Here is a 13,976-nt window from a genome sequence, read left to right as displayed (position 1 = left end):
TTCTATGAATACACCTAACTTTTTCAACTAATTACAAATGTGTCGCACTTGGGATTTGAATTTGCGAAATCAAAAGTATACCTGTTGATAAATCATCAGAAGATTTTTTTAGACAATTGGTTACTGAGGATGAGCGTCGTATTTATACTATGTTCAAAGATGAATATAAGCCCCAACACCTGATCGAATGTATCAAGACTGCATATCAAGAGCAGCCGACAGCTTCACGCCAACAGATTATTCCAATTATTTTTAACTTATTATCTGCTGATAGCTATTCATCAAGTGATATTGTTAAATTAATACCCCAAAAATCAGAATACTTAAAGCCTAATCAATGGGATATATTGTCCCAAGATGATTTACGCTTTATTCATTCTCAATTGCTCACAGAAAAAGATTTACATAAATCACTTTTAGAAAAAAATTTGATTTTAGAGATAGAGAAAGTTTTATTAAAGACTTGATAATTACTGGACGCTATTTTAAATATCCGATAAAATCGTCTTGTGCCTCTAAAAGACTTTTAAATTAAGTAAAGATTGGTGAATTTATTGACGTGCACACAAAACCTCATCTTCCTTAATAGGTAAGTTAATAAATTTCACTACAATGTAGGGAAAATATTCTCGCCTACTTTACTTTATAAATTTTAATCATTATTTTTTAAAAGCAAAATTAATCATGCACGATTTCAATCTGAATTAATTCAGATTGAAATCAATTATTTTTATTTTTACTTTATCCTAAAAATTATTACGCTGGATTAAATCAAAACTATTAAATTAATATCGCTTATACTTTTAATAAATAGTAAATCTGCTACAATCTAACCATCTTACTTGGATAATTGAGACAATCTAAGTGATCATGGTTTTAGGAAGATTGCTCGCATTCTCAGCAATCTTGTTACAGATTGCTGTTTTTATACAGCCTTTACTTCCAGAGAAATATCAAATTTCTCCTGTCTGTGAAACTATTGTCCATGCACTTCAATTAGATACTTCTCACCATGAGCATAGCTCAGATCATTTTACGCATAATCACTCTCATCAAGAGTTGGATTTTGTTAATCATGATACTGAAAAGCTTAATCATGCACATCTTGAACAAAAAACTTCATCTAGCCATCATCACGATGCAAATCATCAATGTCAGTACTGTGTTGTTTACGCACATGTCGTTCCACTACCAGACATGGGTGTTAAAGAAGTAGTCGTGAGAATTCAAGTTCGGTTATTAGCTTTTAAAGAAGCTTTCTTTCATATCTTCTTTCTTTTAAAGCAATTATTTCTGATCCCTCAAGGTCGAGCACCTCCTGTCTCTTTTGCTGTCTAAATTTATTGGCAATTCCTTATTGTTTTGAAATTTAATTAGTTGAAGAGACTAATCGCTATGTTATTACTTTTAAAAAATGCACGTATCTGTGTAGGCACACTCATATCAGAGCATATGCAATCTAGAGCATGCTTCGGATGTGGAGAGTTGCTATGACCTTAGGTTTTACGGCACTTGAGTTAGCACGTATTCAGTTTGCATTCACGGTGTCATTTCATATTATTTTCCCTGCGATTTCTATTGGGCTTGCAAGCTTTCTTGCAGTTTTAGAATGGCGATGGCTTAGAACAAACGACTCTATTTATCATGATTTATTCAAATTCTGGGTGAAAATATTTGCATTATCATTCGGTATGGGTGTCGTTTCTGGTGTCGTGATGAGTTATCAGTTTGGTACAAACTGGAGTGAATTTTCTCGATTTGCAGGAGGCGTTACAGGCCCGTTACTGAGCTACGAAGTTCTAAGTGCTTTCTTCTTAGAAGCAGGATTTTTAGGCATTATGCTTTTTGGATGGGGGCGTATCGGTAAAAAAGCACACTTTTTTGCCACACTGATGGTCGCCATCGGTACATGTATTTCAATGTTCTGGATTTTGTCTTCAAACAGTTGGATGCAGACACCACAAGGCTTCACGATTGAAAATGGGGTTGTTGTACCTCAAGATTGGTTTGCTATTGTTTTTAACCCATCCTTTATCTATCGCTTATTCCATATGGCACTTGCAGCCTTTTTAGTAGCTGCTCTTCTTGTTGCTGCTACTGCTGCGTGGCACTTGCTCAAAGGCCGTAGAGATGCATTAGTCAAAACATCATTTTCAATGGCGCTTTGGTTAATCCTTATTTTAGCCCCCCTCCAAGTTTTTATTGGTGATGCCCATGGTTTAAATACCCTAAAACATCAACCAGCTAAACTTGCTGCTATGGAAGGCCATTGGGAAACGAACCATGATCATGGGATGCCCTTATATTTATTTGGTATTCCTGATATGCAAGAAGAACGCACGAAATATGCGATTGCAATTCCACATTTAGGAAGCCTAATTTTGACCCATTCCATGAATGGGACGGTGAAAGGATTAAAAGATTTTGCACCTGAAGATCGTCCAAATTCAACAATCGTATTTTGGAGTTTCCGTATTATGGTTGGGCTAGGCATGCTTATGCTCTTCCTTGCAGTCACGGCCCTATGGCTCAGAAAAACAGGCAACCTCTATGAGAGTAAGTGGTTTCATCGCTTTGCAATCCTAATGGGTCCTTCAGGCTTCATCGCGTTACTCGCAGGTTGGTTCACCACAGAAGTAGGACGTCAGCCATGGATTATCTATGGCGTTATGAGGACAAAAGATGCGCTTTCTCCAGTCTCAGCAGAACAGGTGGGATTAACCCTCATTATTTTTGTGATCGTGTATTTTATTGTCTTTGGTGTGGGCATTTATTACATGCTCAAACTCATGCATAAAGGACCTGAGTTTTTACATAACCCACCAGAAGAAATCGGAGGCGTTGGCCATTTTAAAACACCAATGCGCCCCCTGAGTGCTATTGATGAAAAAATTGATGATCAGGATCAAGGAGCATCTTTATGATTGATTTATCTTTAATCTGGATTGTCATTATTGCAGTTGGTGTTTTTATTTACGTGCTACTTGATGGCTTTGATTTAGGTATCGGGATTTTATTCCCCTTTATTAAAAATCAGCAAGAGCGTGATGTGATGATGAACACCGTTGCTCCCGTTTGGGATGGTAATGAAACATGGATGGTTCTAGGTGGCGCTGGTCTTTTTGCGGCTTTCCCTATTGTCTATTCAGCGGTTCTGTCAGCCTTATATTTACCTATCATATTGATGGTAATAGCTTTGATTTTTAGAGGCGTAGCTTTTGAGTTTCGTTTCAAAGCCAATCGAACAAAGTACATTTGGGATAATGCATTCATTTGGGGCTCTATTGTTGCCAGTTTCTTACAAGGGGTGATCTTAGGAGCTTATATTCAGGGTATTGATATTGTTGATAATCGCTACGCTGGTGGTGGCTTTGATTGGTTAACACCCTTTTCATTATTTACAGGTTTGGGTGTTGTAGTCGTTTATGCAGCATTGGGATGTGGTTGGCTCATCATGAAGACTGATGACCTACTACAAAAGCATATGTATAAATTAATGCCCAAGCTTTTGATTGGCTTATTGGTTATTTTCATTGCTGTCAGCATCTATACGCCTATCGCACATCCACAAATTGCTGAGCGCTGGTTTAATCCCACTCAATTGATTTATTTCAGCCCAGTCCCTTTGCTTGTTCTAGTTTGTACCTTTTTAGCGGTGCGCTCATGTATTAAGCAAAATGAAGCGATGCCTTTTATCTATACATTAGGATTAGTTTTTTTAGCATATTCAGGCTTCTTGATCAGTATTTTTCCTTACATTATTCCGCCCTCAATTACCATTTGGGATGCTGCCGCACCTGCCAATAGTCAGCTATTCGCACTGATTGGAGCACTGATCTTAATTCCAATCATACTTGTCTATACCGCCCTATCATACTGGGTATTCAGAGATAAAGTTCGTATTGGGGATGACGGTTATCATTAAAGGAATTCCTAATGAAATTATCTAAATTTCAATGGTTCATATTGTTATGGCTAGTCGGTTTCTTAAGTTTATTGGTCATTGCTATGAGCTTTAGATTCTTACTTCAACTTGCTTATTAGGTCCTTAGAAAGAAGAGGATATTTATGCATCTACTTCAACAGCACCATGTGAATTTTAATCATGATTTCCCATATATCGTTAATTTAACATTAGCTCAGGAAATTATAAGAGCGCGAAAAAAAATGAATATTTCTCAACAACAGTTAGCATCTAAACTTGGCATATCTCCAAGAACGCTAGAAAGTTGGGAAAGAGGTGTTCGGCATCCTTCAAGTTCGGCGCAGGCTTTAATCAAACTGTTTATAAAGTCACCTCAGTTTGTATTGGAAAATCTTGCTTAAAACAATTAGCTAGATTTGTGAATAGCTTTTATTAGTAACTTATAAATCATTATGAACCGATACATGACCATAAAAAGTGGTCGTATCGGTTTGGAGAAATATTTATGGTAATTGTTATTACATCACAAAACCGGCGTCATATTACTCCCCATGCGGGAAAATGTCGGAAATTCTGGAAATATGAATTAAAAGATGGAGAAGTGACTGACAAGCAACTTATTGAAGTTGAAAAGGAGCAATCCTTTTCCCAGTCTGGTGAAGTACTCGAAAAACTGCTGCCTATGGATATATTCGTAACCACGGGAATGGGCGATCGATTACGAGAAAAACTCAGAAATATTGGTGTACATGTCATGATAACAGCAGAAATTGAACCAGAACAATTTATCTGCAGTTTAATTTCAACCAAATAAAAAGTTTAAAGGAAAGCGGTCATTTATCATGAACAAAATAAGAAAACCCTGCAGATGCAGGGTTTTCTTATTTCATTTATTATTGTGAAGTATACGAACCATCAACCGTATACTGACTGCCAGTCACAAATGAAGCTTCATCTGATAATAGGAAAGCCACGACTTGAGCAACTTCTTCTGGTTTACCCAATCGACCAACTGGATGAAGTTTCACTAATTCTGATTCCTCAAATTCTCCAATTAATGGAGTTTGGATATACCCAGGATGAACTGAATTAATACGTATACCTTGATCAGCATATTCCAATGAAGCAGTCTTTGTCAGACCTGTCACACCATGCTTAGCCGCAACATATCCTGAAATATTCTTAGTCCCAACTAAACCTAAGATAGATGCGGTATTAACAATCGCACCACCACCAGATTTAAGCATTGCTGGAATCTGATAATGCAGCCCATAAAAAACAGCGTTCAAATTAATATCTATCACTCGACGCCAACCCTCTATACTAAACTCAGCAATCGGATTAACTTCACCTAAGATACCCGCATTATTAAATGCTAAATGCAAAGCTCCAAAGCTTTCCACAGCAAAGTCAACTGCTTGTTTCATTTCCTCTGGACGAGATGTATCCGTTTTATTCGCAACAGCATGACCGCCCGCAGCCATAATTTCAGCTACAACTTTCTCAGCCGCATCAAGATTGATATCTGAAACAACAACTTTTGCCCCTTGCTTAGCAAGAAGCAACGCCGTGCTTCGCCCAATACCCGAACCTGCACCTGTAACTAAAGCCACTTTATTATTAAAGCGTGTTGACATCTTAGACCTCTCTTCTTTATAAAATGAGCATATGAGCCATGCTCGTGCTTGAATCGTCTTACGTCCTATTTCTGCACTTGGATTGCAAATTGAATTACATGACATTTTCCGTTATGTAATTTACCTTCATAGCGCTCCTGCTCTCCGACATAAAAATGATGGAGATGATCATTTTTAAATACCGACAGAATCAGCATTGGGTCGTATAAATAGTTGATATCTTTGGGACCACCAGTTCGATAATGGATTTGCTCTTTAGAATAAAGCTCTCCAATAAACCAACCATTGTCTGTCAATGATTGGCGAATCCCAGTGAGTACCTTAAATTGCGTATTTTCATCAAAATGCCCATACACACACATCACATTTTGATAACGTTCTCTTGGCCACTCGACATCACTGAGATCAATATTTCTAAGTGTAAAATCAAATCCAGCATCTTGAGCTTTTGCAGACAAATGTTGCAAGGCAACTTTTGAGTAATCCCATATTTCTGCCGAAAATGAATCATTTTGCCGTCTTGCTTTATCCGCTAAATAAAGGATATTCCGCCCTTCACCCTCTGCGATAGCAAGGGTTTTTCCCACAATTGGAATTTGATCTGCTATCTGTTGAATAAAATGATTGGGCGAAATGCCATATAGATCCTGTGTTTGCGAATAAAGACTATCCCAATGCTGACTCATATCGCTTTCCAATGATCGAAAAATTAGGCTGTGAATTCTTTAAATGCTTCCAATGCATTCGCTGCATACATCAATGAAGGCCCACCTCCCATATAAACTGCAACGCCAAGCACTTCTTCCAATTCTTGTAATGTTATCCCCATTTTGACTAGGGTTCTGACATGAAAGCCTATACATCCATCACATCGTGCTGCAACACCAATTGCTAAAGCAATCATTTCCTTAGTTTTAGGATCAACAACACCTTCACGCATTGCAACTTGTGACAATTGATTAAAACTCTTCATTAAATCAGGAGAATCCTGCACTAATGTCTTCAAGTTTCCTGAAATGTTTTGGGTTAATTCTTTGTATTTCATAACTCTCTCACTTAAATATCGGTGAATTTGAACTAGACTTTAAACAACAATTTATTTCTCTACTGGATAACCATGTTCTACCCATGCTTGAAAACCTCCTTGAACAGATTTAACCTGAGTAAAACCCATATTCTGCAAAGTATCTGTAGCTAGAGCTGATCGCCCGCCCGTTCCACAAATCAAATAAATAGGCTGATCTTTCAAATGCTCAAGTGCCTGAACAGTATCGCAATGGTGACTGGCAAACGGATGCTGATGTATACGCATTTCTAAAACACCACGTGGATAGTTCACAGCACGATCAATAAAAGCTGCTTGAAATTCTTCGGGTTCGCGGACATCAATGAGAATTGTTTTATGGTTTTTCATGGCTTCAAGTAAGTCTGTGACAGTCACTTCCTGAATTCGGCTTTTTGCCATTGAAATTAATTGATCTGCTGTTTTCATTACTCTTTACCTCTTCCGATCTATAAAAATCTAGTCTCTGATTACGTCTTCATATCTTTAAAATGCTGTTTTAAAATTTATCTTCAGCCTATTGCTTGAACTAAGCCATAGTAACTGTAAAAATTAAATAAAACGCTACGCCTATGACTGTCACAGCAAAAACCTTTTGGATTTGACTATTCTTAACTAAAGGCATCAAACTTCGACCAATCAACATCCCTAACACGCAAGCTAAAACGAAAGTCAGCGTAACTGAGACAGGGTATTGAAAACCATCTAAAATATGAGCAGAAATACTAACGCCACCAATCAGAAAAATAATCATGAGTGAGGTAGCTACAATGCTACGCATATCCAAGTCTGTAAATTTACTGAGTGCGGGTACAATCACGAACCCACCCCCAACTCCAAGCAAACCAGTTAATAAACCTGCGACTATACCTATACCACCAAGGGCCAAAGCCGTCTTTACATTCCAAATCAAACGCCCTGTCATCTGATTTACTTTACACAGCGCACCTGTATGATGATCATTCACTTTTTTAAAGAAAATCCGATAGGCAACAAATAGCATGACTAAACTAAATGCTAACGTAAGCCATGTCGGAGAAATAACCCCTCCCAGATATACACCATAACGTGCTGAAGGAATGCTGATCAGTGCAATCCATAGTGCAGCACGATACCGTACGATGTGCTTGGACAAACCTTCAAATGTTCCAACCAGCGCTGATAAGGTCACTGCAAGCAAACCTACTGGAGCAGCTTGTGCGACTGTCCACCCTTGACTTGCCATCAGTGCAGGTACTGCCAAAATCCCACCACCTGCACCAGTTAAACCGAGTAAACAACCGATGGCCAAGCCTTCAAGTATTAGCGTCCACATAGCCACTATCCCCTCTTTACCAGAACAACTAAACAAAAGATAAAATTTGTTTAATTTTAAAATTTGCCTACTTGAAGTAATTAAGTGGAAGTTTTAGATAAGAAACACCATTATCTTCTGGCTCAGGAAACTGTCCTGCTTTCATGTTGATCTGTATCGAAGGTAAAATCAGTTCTGGCATGCTTAAAAGCGCATCACGCTTATTACGCATTTCAACAAATTCAGCTTTGGTTGTGCCTTCGTGAACATGAATGTTGTGTTTTTTTTGCGTCTGAATATCCGTTTTACACATGTAGGTATCACGTTTTTCTGGCAAATAATCATGGCAGAGAAATACTCGTGTTTTTTCAGGTAATTGATACAAACTTTGTATGGAATCGAAAAGGGTTGATGCACTTCCTTTTGGAAAATCGCAACGCGCTGTTCCATAATCTGGCATAAACAAGGTATCACCAACAAACACAGCATCACCGATAACATAACTCAAGCAGGCAGGCGTATGTCCAGGTGTAGGAATGTTATATGCCTCAATGGAACCAATCTGGAATTTCTCATAATCCTCAAACAAGTGGTCAAACATCTGCTGAGTATTCCATTGCTTGATATCCAGATGATAGATCGCTGCGAAAGTCTTCTGAACCATCGCTATTTTATGGCTCATGGCAATCTTTCCGCCAAGTGTAGCTTTGAGATACTGCGCCGCAGTTAAATGATCGGCATGGACATGGGTTTCCAAAATCCACTCAACTGTTAAGCCTTGCTCTTTGACATAAGCAATAATCTTATCGGCATGTATGGTCGATGTACTGGCAGATGCAGCATCATAATCCAGCACACTGTCAATAATTGCACATGCTTTCGTTGAAGGATCACTTACCACATAACTAAAAGTATGGGTATCTTCATGAAAAAAATCTTTTACAACAGGTGAATTTGACATGATTAAGCTCCTGTCCACTTACGATGAAGCAAGATGCCTGCAAACATTGAGACAATAAAATACAGAACCTGATAATGCCCAAGACCAATCAAGGTAAAACTGGGTGCAGGACATATCCCAGCAATCCCCCAACCAATACCAAATAAAAGGCTGCCCGAGATCAATTTAAAATCAATTTTATGATTGCTAGGTAACTCAATTGGTTCATTAAATACGGTTTTAGGTGCCTGACTGCGTACCACCTTTTGAAAAGGAATAATTGCAATCATAATCGCCCCAATCATTACAAAAGCTAGGCTTGCATCCCAATCACCAAACAAATCTAAGAAGTTTAGAACTTTTTCTGGATTGGACATCCCTGAAAGCATCAAACCTATAGAAAATAAACCGCCGAAAATGAAAGCAAGAAAATTCTTCATTTAGAAAGCTCCTGTGACATGGCGAATCATATAAACCGTAACAAATCCAGCGAACATAAAACTCATGGTGGCTAGAATAGAACGTTTAGATAAGCGGCTGATTCCACAAATGCCATGACCACTGGTACAGCCTGAACCTAGGCGTGTCCCAAAACCCACCAATAGCCCAGCAATGATCATCATCAACGGACTGGCATTCAATTCAATTTCTGGCTGAACAAATCGCCCATAAATGAAAGGTATAATGATCAAACCTGACATAAACCAAATAGCAGGTGTCTTAAATATCATTTGAGGGTTTAGAATTTGTGCAACTAATCCACTAATTCCGGCAATACGACCATGTACATATAGGTAGCCAACTACAGCTGCACCTAGCAATAATCCACCCATAAAGGAAATCAAATAGTCATACATACAATTCAAATCACGCCAAACAATATACTTATTAATATTATATAATTAAATAATATACAAGTATTACTTTATTTTTTTGTATAATAATAAGATGATTTTTAGGATACGCTTATGAAAACCAATGAATTAAAAATGAAAATAGATCTTTCAAAAGTCGACCTTGTCACTGATTGTCTAAAAGTCTTATCGAATCCTGATCGTCTTAAAATTTTATGTGTCTTAATTGATGGTGAGCTGAATGTTCAACAAATTGAAAAAACCGCTCAGGTATACCAACCAACATTGTCCCAACAACTAACGATACTCAGAAAAAGTAAAATGGTATCGACACGCCGCGAAGGCAAACAAATCTTTTATCAATTTAGTGATATGAGAATATTACAAATCATGCAGACCCTATACGGCTTATATTGTATGAATGACATAGACTCGGACTAGAAATGTTAACTCCCTAAAAATATTTCACATTTGGAATAACAGACTCTTCTGCTAACTTTTCAAGCAAAAAAGTCTGTTACTTTTTTTCAAATCAATTATCTGAAGATTGCTCTAAGTTCTCCCACTCAGGAAATGGATTAACCATAAGTTTCCACTGCTCAGGTCCTCCTGCCATTTCCTCATCCGTCAGTAAACATTGGTCAAACTGTTGGATTAAACTCTGTTCATCCATATCCATTCCAATCATTACAATTTCCTGTCGTGCATCCCCAGTACGCTCATCCCAATTTCTGATGATTTCATCACGGCTTTGCTGATCCTCTGGCCAATGCTCGTCAGGAACCGTTGCCCACCAATAGCCGGCAACACCATGTCTAGCCATTGCACCCGCTTGTGACCAAGAAGCAGCAAACTCTGGGTTTGAAGCCAACCAAAAATAGCCTTTCGAACGAACCACACCTTTCCATTCGGAATTGATGAAATCATAAAAGCGTTGTGGATGAAATGGACGTCTTGCGCGATACACAAAACTTTTAATTCCGTACTCTTCGGTTTCAGGTGTATGTTCCCCACGCAATTCCTTCAGCCATCCTGGGGCTTGAGAGGCTTCATTAAAATCAAAAAGCCCTGTATTTAAAACTTTATCTAAATTGACTTTACCAAATTCAGAAATTTCAATTTTTGCTCGTGGATTAAGTTTATTTAGAATTGCAAATAAACGTTGTTTATCATCCTCATTGATCAGATCTACTTTATTTAAGATGATGACATCACAAAACTCAATTTGATCAATCAACAGGTCAACCACAGTACGCTCATCTTGTTCACCCAACGACTCTCCGCGTTGTTGCAAACTATCATACGAGCTGTAATCTTTTAAAAAATTAAAGGCATCTACAACAGTCACCATGGTATCAAGTCGTGCAAACTCATTCAGTGACACACCATTTTCATCTTCAAAAGTAAAAGTTTCGGCTACGGGCAATGGCTCAGAAATTCCCGTTGACTCAATGACTAATTGATCAAAACGATACTCTTGAGCAAGGCGACGAACTTCTACCAGTAAATCTTCCCGCAAAGTACAGCAGATACAACCATTACTCATTTCTACCAGTTTTTCATCAGTACGGGAAAGTTCTGCGCCACCATCTCGTACTAAAGCAGCATCAATATTTACCTCCGACATATCATTAACAATGACCGCGATACGACGACCTTCGCGGTTATTTAAAATATGATTGAGTAACGTCGTCTTACCTGCACCGAGGAATCCCGACAGCACAGTTACAGGTAATTTGGCTGGAGTGGCTAAAGAATTATCCATTGGCTTTCTCACTTATCTTAATAAAAGGCTTGTTACGTTTGGAAAAACATAAAGCACATTGACCTAATAGCTCTAAACAATGATGTTTAGGGCTAAAATCCTGATGAACAAGTGACTGTTCAATCACTTGAGTAAACTGAGGTGAATCAAGAATTTGAACTGTCTGACACTCTGTACAAATTGTGACGAGTAAGTAATTTTGTTTATTTTTCAATTCATACGCTAAATATTTATTCAATGTATCAAGTCTAAGTATTAAGCCATAGCCTGACAGTTTTTTTAAAATACGATAAATTTGTACTGGAGATTGCAAGCCATAAGGTTTTACCTTTTCTAATAAAGCATAAGCACTTATTGCTTTCTGCTCATTTTGCAAAATTGTTAATACCCTTTGCTGTATCACACTAAGTTTTAATTCACTCATCTACATTTCCTTTATCATTTCGATTAGATAAAAGCTGGGTGATACAGGGAGATGAGGTACTTCTATGATCCGGTCCCCATGTGCGATATCCAGCACTATCAATATGAATTTGACCAGAAGCATAGACTCCTAGTCCCATATTCAAGCGATCACCATTTTTGACCCAAAATTGACACAAATTTGTTTTTGTTTGCTGAATCGTTGTAAGTTCTTCTGGTATTGGCTGTTCTGGACCAATCCTAAAATCGAGTGCAGCATTAAAAACATGTCTGGAAGAATCTGCTCCTTTCGCACAACGATTTAAGGCAGAGTTACGGTAAACAGAAGTGACTGTAAAATCATCAATCACATTGTCATTAATTAATTCCTTCAAAATATTTAAAGTCGGTACGATATTGTTCCAAATTTCTTGCGGTGGAATTTCATATTCAGATGCATGGCAGTTTTGCCAATCTCGCGCTGTTTGAAATAGTTCAAATTCAGGCACTACATTCTGCAAGTCTTGATTTTTTAAAAAAGATTGATAACGATGAACTTGATTTTTATTAAAAGGTTGAGATAACCAGTTCTGATAAGAAGCAGGTGTAATTTTCTGAAGTGTTGGACGAGACTGCACAGATTTATGTTTGAATGTGTCATCTTCTTCCGAAGAGTAGGGTTGCGAAACCAAATGCCGTATTGGTTTTTGACTACATGCGATAAGACAAAAAAGTACCCCGAAAATTAAAAAATGTTTCATTACTCATTTATACCCTAATATCACAGCTCTCAATCTTATTGAGATTGCCTCAGTATTTGTTATGTTATAACATAACAAATATATTTAAAAGCTGTTCTTCTTAATTTAAGTAGGCGGAATGAGATTTTATTTAATAATTTTTTGCAATTTATAGAGGGTTAATAAGGAAAAAATAATGTCTGATTTGTATGTTTATAACGCTGAAACTCGCTCAAAAGAGCACTTTGAGCCCATCGTAGCAAACGAGATCAAGCTCTATGTCTGTGGAATCACCGTTTATGACTACTGTCATATTGGACATGCCAGAACCATGATTGCATTTGATTTGATTGTGCGTTTTTTAAGATCACAGGGCTGGAAAGTAAAATACATTCGTAATATTACGGATATCGATGACAAGATTATTCAAAAAGCACAAGACAACCACGAATCCATCGGCGAATTGACGGATCACTTTATTCAAGCAATGCATAAAGATTTTCAGACTTTAGGCTGCCTCTCTCCTGATGCAGAACCTAAAGCAACTGATTCTATTCAAGATATTCAAACTATTATCCAAACCTTATTCCAAAAAAAATACGCCTATCAAACATCAAATGGTGATATTTATTTTTCCATTGAAAGCTATCCTGACTATGGACGATTATCTGGCCGAAAATTAGCAGATATGCAAGCAGGCGCTAGCCAACGCATCAACATAGAAACTGAAAAGCGTCACCCTTTTGATTTTGTACTCTGGAAAGCTTCAAAACCCAATGAACCTTTTTGGCAATCGCCTTGGGGAAATGGGCGACCAGGTTGGCATATTGAATGTTCGGCAATGTCAATGTGTCATCTTGGCAACCATTTTGATATTCATGGCGGTGGGGGTGATTTAATTTTCCCACATCATGAAAATGAAATTGCGCAGAGTGAAGCTGCAACTGGAGAAAAATATGTGAATTACTGGTTGCATACAGGCTTCATCAATGTCAATGGAGAAAAAATGTCGAAATCATTAGGTAATTTTCTCACCATCCGCGATGCATTCAAGTCTTATCATCCTGAAGTCATTCGCTTATTAATGATTAGTTCTCATTATCGGAGTCCTATTGATTTCTCTGATCATATTTTAAAAGATACACAAAAAGTATTGTCTCGATTCTATCAAGCAATTTACCACGCACAACCCTTTATCACATCAAAAGATGATGCTATTAAAACAGAACTAAACAGTAATCCTTTTATACAAAAATTTAACCAAGCCATGAATGATGACTTTAACACCCCTGAAGCACTCGTCATTTGTTTTGACTTATTGAAGCAGTTAAACATAGTGAACCGTACCGGGTTTGT

Annotated in this window: 19 protein-coding genes; 8 read left to right on the top strand and 11 right to left on the bottom strand. The window is 37.7% G+C overall.

Annotation, left to right across the window (positions count from 1 at the left end; all coding sequences use genetic code 11):
- Positions 1 to 149 precede the first annotated feature (149 nt).
- The 6 genes from GW12_RS09215 (at position 150) to GW12_RS09190 (ending at position 4,739) form a co-directional block, all read left to right on the top strand.
- A complete protein-coding gene (locus GW12_RS09215; RefSeq protein ID WP_034586674.1) occupies positions 150 to 467 on the top strand; it encodes a hypothetical protein in 318 nt (105 codons plus the stop codon).
- 403 nt (positions 468 to 870) lie between these two features.
- Positions 871 to 1,338: a DUF2946 domain-containing protein gene (locus GW12_RS09210; protein ID WP_000242853.1), complete on the top strand. Its 468-nt coding sequence runs from the start codon at positions 871 to 873 to the stop codon at positions 1,336 to 1,338.
- Between the two features lie 152 nt (positions 1,339 to 1,490).
- Positions 1,491 to 2,924, top strand: coding sequence for a cytochrome ubiquinol oxidase subunit I (locus GW12_RS09205; RefSeq protein WP_034586670.1), 1,434 nt, complete (start codon positions 1,491 to 1,493; stop codon positions 2,922 to 2,924).
- The gene (cydB, locus tag GW12_RS09200; RefSeq protein ID WP_034586667.1) at positions 2,921 to 3,925 is read left to right on the top strand and encodes a cytochrome d ubiquinol oxidase subunit II; all 1,005 of its coding nucleotides are present in this window, start codon (positions 2,921 to 2,923) and stop codon (positions 3,923 to 3,925) included. The genes GW12_RS09205 and cydB overlap by 4 nt, the downstream gene beginning before the upstream one ends.
- Before the next feature lie 143 nt (positions 3,926 to 4,068).
- The gene (locus tag GW12_RS09195) at positions 4,069 to 4,326 is read left to right on the top strand and encodes a DNA-binding transcriptional regulator (protein ID WP_034586664.1); all 258 of its coding nucleotides are present in this window, start codon (positions 4,069 to 4,071) and stop codon (positions 4,324 to 4,326) included.
- A 104-nt stretch (positions 4,327 to 4,430) separates the two neighbouring features.
- Positions 4,431 to 4,739 carry a NifB/NifX family molybdenum-iron cluster-binding protein gene (locus GW12_RS09190; RefSeq protein WP_034586661.1) on the top strand — a complete coding sequence of 103 codons (309 nt, stop codon included), beginning with the start codon at positions 4,431 to 4,433 and terminating at the stop codon, positions 4,737 to 4,739.
- Between the two features lie 79 nt (positions 4,740 to 4,818).
- Here GW12_RS09190 and GW12_RS09185 read toward each other — a convergent pair whose 3' ends face one another.
- From GW12_RS09185 to GW12_RS09150, 8 genes are all read right to left on the bottom strand, one after another.
- Entirely contained in the window at positions 4,819 to 5,562 is a 744-nt protein-coding gene (locus GW12_RS09185) for an SDR family NAD(P)-dependent oxidoreductase (protein WP_034586657.1), read from the bottom strand.
- Positions 5,563 to 5,627: 65 nt separating this feature from the next.
- The gene (locus tag GW12_RS09180; protein ID WP_034586653.1) at positions 5,628 to 6,248 is read right to left on the bottom strand and encodes a methyltransferase domain-containing protein; all 621 of its coding nucleotides are present in this window, start codon (positions 6,246 to 6,248) and stop codon (positions 5,628 to 5,630) included.
- 23 nt (positions 6,249 to 6,271) lie between these two features.
- Positions 6,272 to 6,607, bottom strand: a complete 336-nt coding sequence (locus GW12_RS09175; protein ID WP_000875385.1) for a carboxymuconolactone decarboxylase family protein — start codon at positions 6,605 to 6,607, stop codon at positions 6,272 to 6,274.
- 51 nt (positions 6,608 to 6,658) lie between these two features.
- Complete coding sequence (locus tag GW12_RS09170) at positions 6,659 to 7,054, bottom strand: rhodanese-like domain-containing protein (RefSeq protein WP_000844633.1); 396 nt, start codon at positions 7,052 to 7,054, stop codon at positions 6,659 to 6,661.
- Positions 7,055 to 7,154: 100 nt separating this feature from the next.
- Complete coding sequence (locus GW12_RS09165) at positions 7,155 to 7,940, bottom strand: sulfite exporter TauE/SafE family protein (protein WP_000269848.1); 786 nt, start codon at positions 7,938 to 7,940, stop codon at positions 7,155 to 7,157.
- Positions 7,941 to 8,007: 67 nt separating this feature from the next.
- Positions 8,008 to 8,880 carry an MBL fold metallo-hydrolase gene (locus GW12_RS09160; protein WP_000071898.1) on the bottom strand — a complete coding sequence of 291 codons (873 nt, stop codon included), beginning with the start codon at positions 8,878 to 8,880 and terminating at the stop codon, positions 8,008 to 8,010.
- Between the two features lie 2 nt (positions 8,881 to 8,882).
- Positions 8,883 to 9,299 (bottom strand): DUF6691 family protein, encoded by a 417-nt coding sequence (locus tag GW12_RS09155; protein WP_000787781.1) that lies wholly within the window; start codon positions 9,297 to 9,299, stop codon positions 8,883 to 8,885.
- Positions 9,300 to 9,716 (bottom strand): YeeE/YedE family protein, encoded by a 417-nt coding sequence (locus GW12_RS09150; protein ID WP_002009552.1) that lies wholly within the window; start codon positions 9,714 to 9,716, stop codon positions 9,300 to 9,302.
- Positions 9,717 to 9,827: 111 nt separating this feature from the next.
- On the opposite strand from GW12_RS09150, the gene GW12_RS09145 reads away from it, so the two are divergent.
- Positions 9,828 to 10,154 carry a metalloregulator ArsR/SmtB family transcription factor gene (locus GW12_RS09145; protein ID WP_000855862.1) on the top strand — a complete coding sequence of 109 codons (327 nt, stop codon included), beginning with the start codon at positions 9,828 to 9,830 and terminating at the stop codon, positions 10,152 to 10,154.
- A gap of 91 nt (positions 10,155 to 10,245) precedes the next feature.
- Here GW12_RS09145 and zigA read toward each other — a convergent pair whose 3' ends face one another.
- From zigA to GW12_RS09130, 3 genes are read right to left on the bottom strand one after another with little or no spacing between them, the layout of a single operon-like run.
- Complete coding sequence (gene zigA, locus GW12_RS09140) at positions 10,246 to 11,478, bottom strand: zinc metallochaperone GTPase ZigA (protein WP_000370506.1); 1,233 nt, start codon at positions 11,476 to 11,478, stop codon at positions 10,246 to 10,248.
- Positions 11,471 to 11,902 carry a Fur family transcriptional regulator gene (locus GW12_RS09135; RefSeq protein WP_034586626.1) on the bottom strand — a complete coding sequence of 144 codons (432 nt, stop codon included), beginning with the start codon at positions 11,900 to 11,902 and terminating at the stop codon, positions 11,471 to 11,473. Before GW12_RS09135 ends, zigA begins: the two co-directional genes overlap by 8 nt.
- Positions 11,895 to 12,641: a D-Ala-D-Ala carboxypeptidase family metallohydrolase gene (locus GW12_RS09130; protein WP_034586623.1), complete on the bottom strand. Its 747-nt coding sequence runs from the start codon at positions 12,639 to 12,641 to the stop codon at positions 11,895 to 11,897. Before GW12_RS09130 ends, GW12_RS09135 begins: the two co-directional genes overlap by 8 nt.
- A gap of 175 nt (positions 12,642 to 12,816) precedes the next feature.
- Between GW12_RS09130 and cysS the strand changes: the two genes are divergently transcribed.
- Positions 12,817 to 13,976: cysteine--tRNA ligase (cysS, locus tag GW12_RS09125; RefSeq protein ID WP_034586621.1), on the top strand; the 1,160-nt coding region annotated here is incomplete at its 3' end.

Source organism: Acinetobacter sp. HR7 (assembly GCF_000773685.1).
Lineage (GTDB): Bacteria > Pseudomonadota > Gammaproteobacteria > Pseudomonadales > Moraxellaceae > Acinetobacter > Acinetobacter thermotolerans.
This window is presented reverse-complemented; position numbering and strand designations above follow the sequence as displayed.

Coding starts and splice junctions, on each gene's coding strand:
- GW12_RS09215 (WP_034586674.1), top strand. CDS start 150: ATGTTCAAAGATGAATATAAGCCCCAACACCTGATCGAATGTATCAAG.
- GW12_RS09210 (WP_000242853.1), top strand. CDS start 871: ATGGTTTTAGGAAGATTGCTCGCATTCTCAGCAATCTTGTTACAGATT.
- GW12_RS09205 (WP_034586670.1), top strand. CDS start 1,491: ATGACCTTAGGTTTTACGGCACTTGAGTTAGCACGTATTCAGTTTGCA.
- cydB (WP_034586667.1), top strand. CDS start 2,921: ATGATTGATTTATCTTTAATCTGGATTGTCATTATTGCAGTTGGTGTT.
- GW12_RS09195 (WP_034586664.1), top strand. CDS start 4,069: ATGCATCTACTTCAACAGCACCATGTGAATTTTAATCATGATTTCCCA.
- GW12_RS09190 (WP_034586661.1), top strand. CDS start 4,431: ATGGTAATTGTTATTACATCACAAAACCGGCGTCATATTACTCCCCAT.
- GW12_RS09185 (WP_034586657.1), bottom strand. CDS start 5,562: ATGTCAACACGCTTTAATAATAAAGTGGCTTTAGTTACAGGTGCAGGT.
- GW12_RS09180 (WP_034586653.1), bottom strand. CDS start 6,248: ATGAGTCAGCATTGGGATAGTCTTTATTCGCAAACACAGGATCTATAT.
- GW12_RS09175 (WP_000875385.1), bottom strand. CDS start 6,607: ATGAAATACAAAGAATTAACCCAAAACATTTCAGGAAACTTGAAGACA.
- GW12_RS09170 (WP_000844633.1), bottom strand. CDS start 7,054: ATGAAAACAGCAGATCAATTAATTTCAATGGCAAAAAGCCGAATTCAG.
- GW12_RS09165 (WP_000269848.1), bottom strand. CDS start 7,940: ATGTGGACGCTAATACTTGAAGGCTTGGCCATCGGTTGTTTACTCGGT.
- GW12_RS09160 (WP_000071898.1), bottom strand. CDS start 8,880: ATGTCAAATTCACCTGTTGTAAAAGATTTTTTTCATGAAGATACCCAT.
- GW12_RS09155 (WP_000787781.1), bottom strand. CDS start 9,299: ATGAAGAATTTTCTTGCTTTCATTTTCGGCGGTTTATTTTCTATAGGT.
- GW12_RS09150 (WP_002009552.1), bottom strand. CDS start 9,716: ATGTATGACTATTTGATTTCCTTTATGGGTGGATTATTGCTAGGTGCA.
- GW12_RS09145 (WP_000855862.1), top strand. CDS start 9,828: ATGAAAACCAATGAATTAAAAATGAAAATAGATCTTTCAAAAGTCGAC.
- zigA (WP_000370506.1), bottom strand. CDS start 11,478: ATGGATAATTCTTTAGCCACTCCAGCCAAATTACCTGTAACTGTGCTG.
- GW12_RS09135 (WP_034586626.1), bottom strand. CDS start 11,902: ATGAGTGAATTAAAACTTAGTGTGATACAGCAAAGGGTATTAACAATT.
- GW12_RS09130 (WP_034586623.1), bottom strand. CDS start 12,641: ATGAAACATTTTTTAATTTTCGGGGTACTTTTTTGTCTTATCGCATGT.